The organism is Streptomyces flaveolus (assembly GCF_000716535.1).
Lineage (GTDB): Bacteria > Actinomycetota > Actinomycetes > Streptomycetales > Streptomycetaceae > Streptomyces > Streptomyces flaveolus_A.
Genome location: NZ_JNWV01000098.1, coordinates 1 through 3,447 on the forward strand (window position 1 = coordinate 1; position 3,447 = coordinate 3,447).

The window sequence follows — 3,447 nt, forward strand, 5'->3', positions numbered from 1 at the left end:
CCGAGTCGACCGAGCCGCTCATCCACGCCGAGTCGATCGGGCGGGTGGTCCTCGCCGGGCCGGCCGACCCCATGATGCGCGACGAGTCGGCCGAGCCGGTCGTGGGTGCCGACGCGGCCGAGCCGGTCCTGCCCGGGCTGCTGGTGTCCGGGGCGGCCGGGAGCGGTGGGGCGGACGCCGACGGCGCCGCACCGTCCGCCGACGGTGCGCTCCCGGCGTCGTACACCCCGCTGCCCGCGGTCGTCGCCGTGCCACTGCCGGTGCCGGCCTGGCACCGTACCCGCGTCAGATTCTGACGCCGCCGGCCCGGAGATAGGCGAGCGGGTCGACGTCCGAGCCGAACCCGGGCCCCGTCCGCACCTCGAAGTGCAGATGCGGGCCCGTGACGTTGCCGGTGGCGCCGGAGCGGCCGATGCGCTGGCCCGCGGTGACGCCCTGACCGTTCCGCACGGCGATGGCCGACAGGTGGGCGTACTGGGTGTAGCGGCCGTCGGCGTGCCGGATCACCACCTGGTAGCCGTACGAGCCGCCCCAGCCCGCGGACACCACGCGCCCGGCCGCGGCCGCCCGCACGGAGGTGCCGGTCGGCACGAGGAAGTCGACGCCGGTGTGGTAGCCCTTCGACCAGTGCGAGCCCGCCACGTGGTAGCCGGTGCCGACGGAGGCGGTGACCGGGGCGACGAGCGCGTGCCGGGTCTGCGGCGTCGTGTGGTGGGTGGTGGGGCGCTCCGAAGGAACCTTCTTCTTCGGTGCCTTGGGGGGCGCGGAGCGGGTCGGGGTGCCGTTCAGGCTGAGCCGCTGCCCCGGCATGATCAGGTCGGGATCGGCGCCGATCGTGGCGCGGTTGCCCGCGTACAGCGTGCGCCAGCCGCCCGTCACGTGGTGCTCGCCGGCGATGCCGGAGAGGGTGTCGCCGTGCACGACGGTGTACATCTCGGCCCGCCCGGCCCGGGACTGCGGGGTGGTCTGCGGCTGCACGTCCTTGACCGAGCTGGACTTGGTTGTCGCGGGGCGCGCGGATCTGGTCTCGGTGTGCACGTCGGGGGCGGCTCCGCCCCGGGTGAGCCCGGCCCGCACCGAGCACACCGGCCAGGCGCCCGGCCCCTGCCCGTCGAGGACCTTCTCGGCGACGGCGATCTGCTCGGCCCGGGTGGCCAGGTCGGCGCGCGGCGCGAACCGGGCGCCACCGTAGGCCTCCCAGGTGGACTGCGTGAACTGCAGCCCGCCGAAGTAGCCGTTGCCCGTGTTGATGCTCCAGTTGCCGCTGGACTCGCAGGCGGCGACCTTGTTCCAGGTCGCCACGTCGGCGGCGTCCGCGGTGCCGGCGGCGACCAGCGGGATCGCGAGGCCGGCACCGCCCGCCGTGACGGTGAGTGAGGCGCGGTTGATCCTGTTCGGCTGGTACCGGCGGTGCCGGCCGCGTACGGCCATGTCCGAAATCCCCTCGGCATGCGTCAGGAGCGGCAAAAGTAAGCGCCCCGAACAGGCCATGACAAGACAGGAAATCGGCCTCCCGTGCGGACCAAGTGGCCGGGAACGGCCCCTGCTTGATCCGACGGGCCGGTCAGTGAGGCGGACGGCGGCCCCGCTGCGTACACATGCGTGGCGGGTCGGATGTGCGCTCGCCGTAGCGGCACGTAAGGATGGGCAGGGACCCGTACTGACGGAGCCGTAGTACACGAGGCAACCAGGGAGCAGGCGGTATGAGCACTTCAGCGCAGATCGGCGTCACGGGCCTCGCGGTCATGGGCCGCAATCTCGCCCGCAACTTCGCGCGCAACGGCTACACGGTCGCCGTGCACAACCGTACGGTGTCGCGGACGAAGGCGCTGGTGGAGGAGTTCGGGGACGAGGGCGACTTCGTCGCGGCCGAGACCGCCGAGGAGTTCGTGGCGGCCCTGGAGCGTCCGCGCCGGCTGGTCATCATGGTCAAGGCGGGCCAGCCGACCGACGCGGTGATCGAGGAGTTCGCCCCGCTGCTGGAGCCCGGCGACATGATCATCGACGGCGGCAACGCGCACTTCGCGGACACCCGGCGCCGGGAGCGGGAGCTGCGCGAGCGGGGCATCCACTTCGTCGGCACGGGCATCTCCGGCGGCGAGGAGGGCGCGCTGCACGGTCCGAGCATCATGCCGGGAGGTTCGAAGGAGTCGTACGGGTCGCTGGGCCCGATGCTGGAGAAGATCTCCGCGAAGGCTGCGGACGGGGCGCCGTGCGTGACGCACGTGGGTCCCGACGGTGCCGGGCACTTCGTGAAGATGGTCCACAACGGCATCGAGTACGCCGACATGCAGCTGATCGGCGAGGCGTACCAGTTGCTGCGCGACGTCGCCGGGTACACGCCCGCGCAGATCGCGGACATCTTCCGCACCTGGAACACCGGCCGGCTGGACTCGTACCTGATCGAGATCACCGCCGAGGTGCTGTCCCACGTCGACGCGGCCACCGGCAAGCCGTTCGTGGACGTCGTGGTGGACCAGGCCGAGCAGAAGGGCACCGGCCGCTGGACCGTACAGATCGCGCTGGACCTGGGCGTTCCGGTGTCCGGCATCGCCGAGGCGGTCTTCGCCCGCTCGCTGTCCGGCCACGCGTCGCTGCGGGCCGCTTCGCGGCACCTGACCGGCCCGGAGCCGTCCCCGCTGAGCGAGTCGGAGGCGGGCGCCTTCGCCGACCGTGTGGAGCAGGCGCTGTACGCGTCCAAGATCGTGTCGTACACGCAGGGCTTCCACGAGATCGCCGCGGGCAGCGAGGAGTACGGCTGGGACATCGACCTGGGCGCGGTGGCCTCGATCTGGCGGGGCGGCTGCATCATCCGGGCCGCGTTCCTGGACCGCATCCGCGCCGCGTACGACGCCCGGGCCGACCTGCCGAGCCTGCTGTCGGACGAGACGTTCGCCCGCGAGATCGCCGAGGCGCAGGACGACTGGCGGGAGGTCCTGATCGCGGCGACCCGGCAGGGCGTGCCGGCGCCCGGCTTCGCGGCGGCCCTGGCGTACTACGACGCACTGCGGGCGGAGCGGTTGCCTGCGGCGCTGACGCAGGGACAGCGGGACTTCTTCGGGGCGCACACGTACCGGCGGGTGGACCGGGAGGGGTCGTTCCACACGCTGTGGGGCGGAGACCGGAGCGAGGTGACCGCGTAGCCCGGTCCGGCCCGGGGGGGCGGTCGCCTTGTTGTCGCGGCCGCCTCGGTTGTCTCGGTTGTCTCAGTCGCCTCGATTGTCTCAGTCGGGGCGCGGGCGCGGGGTGCGCGTGACTGTCCCGCTCACGGGGGCTGCGTATCAGTACCGCCCCGCGCCCCTCGGGGAGTCTGGCCCCTCTCGTGCTTCCAGGCGCCCGACCCTCCCGTGCCTCAGGTGAGCGGGGGCCCCGGCTCCGGGTTCGGTACGGGCTCCGGACCCGGCGGGATGGGGGACGGGGACGGCTCCGGGGGGCCCGGGTGGGGCG

The 3,447-nt window shown here is 73.3% G+C and carries 2 protein-coding genes and 1 pseudogene; 2 read left to right on the forward strand and 1 reads right to left on the reverse strand.

The window, feature by feature from the left end:
* Nucleotides 1-296 (forward strand): annotated as a pseudogene (locus OO52_RS45200) (hypothetical protein); the annotation flags it as partial.
* Here OO52_RS45200 and OO52_RS45205 read toward each other — a convergent pair.
* A complete protein-coding gene (locus tag OO52_RS45205) occupies nucleotides 286-1,431 on the reverse strand; it encodes a transglycosylase family protein (protein ID WP_030657552.1) in 1,146 nt (381 codons plus the stop codon). The pseudogene OO52_RS45200 and the gene OO52_RS45205 overlap by 11 nt on opposite strands.
* A gap of 272 nt (nucleotides 1,432-1,703) precedes the next feature.
* Here OO52_RS45205 and gndA point away from each other — a divergent pair, with 272 nt between their 5' ends.
* Complete coding sequence (gndA, locus tag OO52_RS45210) at nucleotides 1,704-3,143, forward strand: NADP-dependent phosphogluconate dehydrogenase (RefSeq protein ID WP_030657555.1); 1,440 nt, start codon at nucleotides 1,704-1,706, stop codon at nucleotides 3,141-3,143.
* The last annotated feature ends 304 nt before the right edge of the window (nucleotides 3,144-3,447 follow it).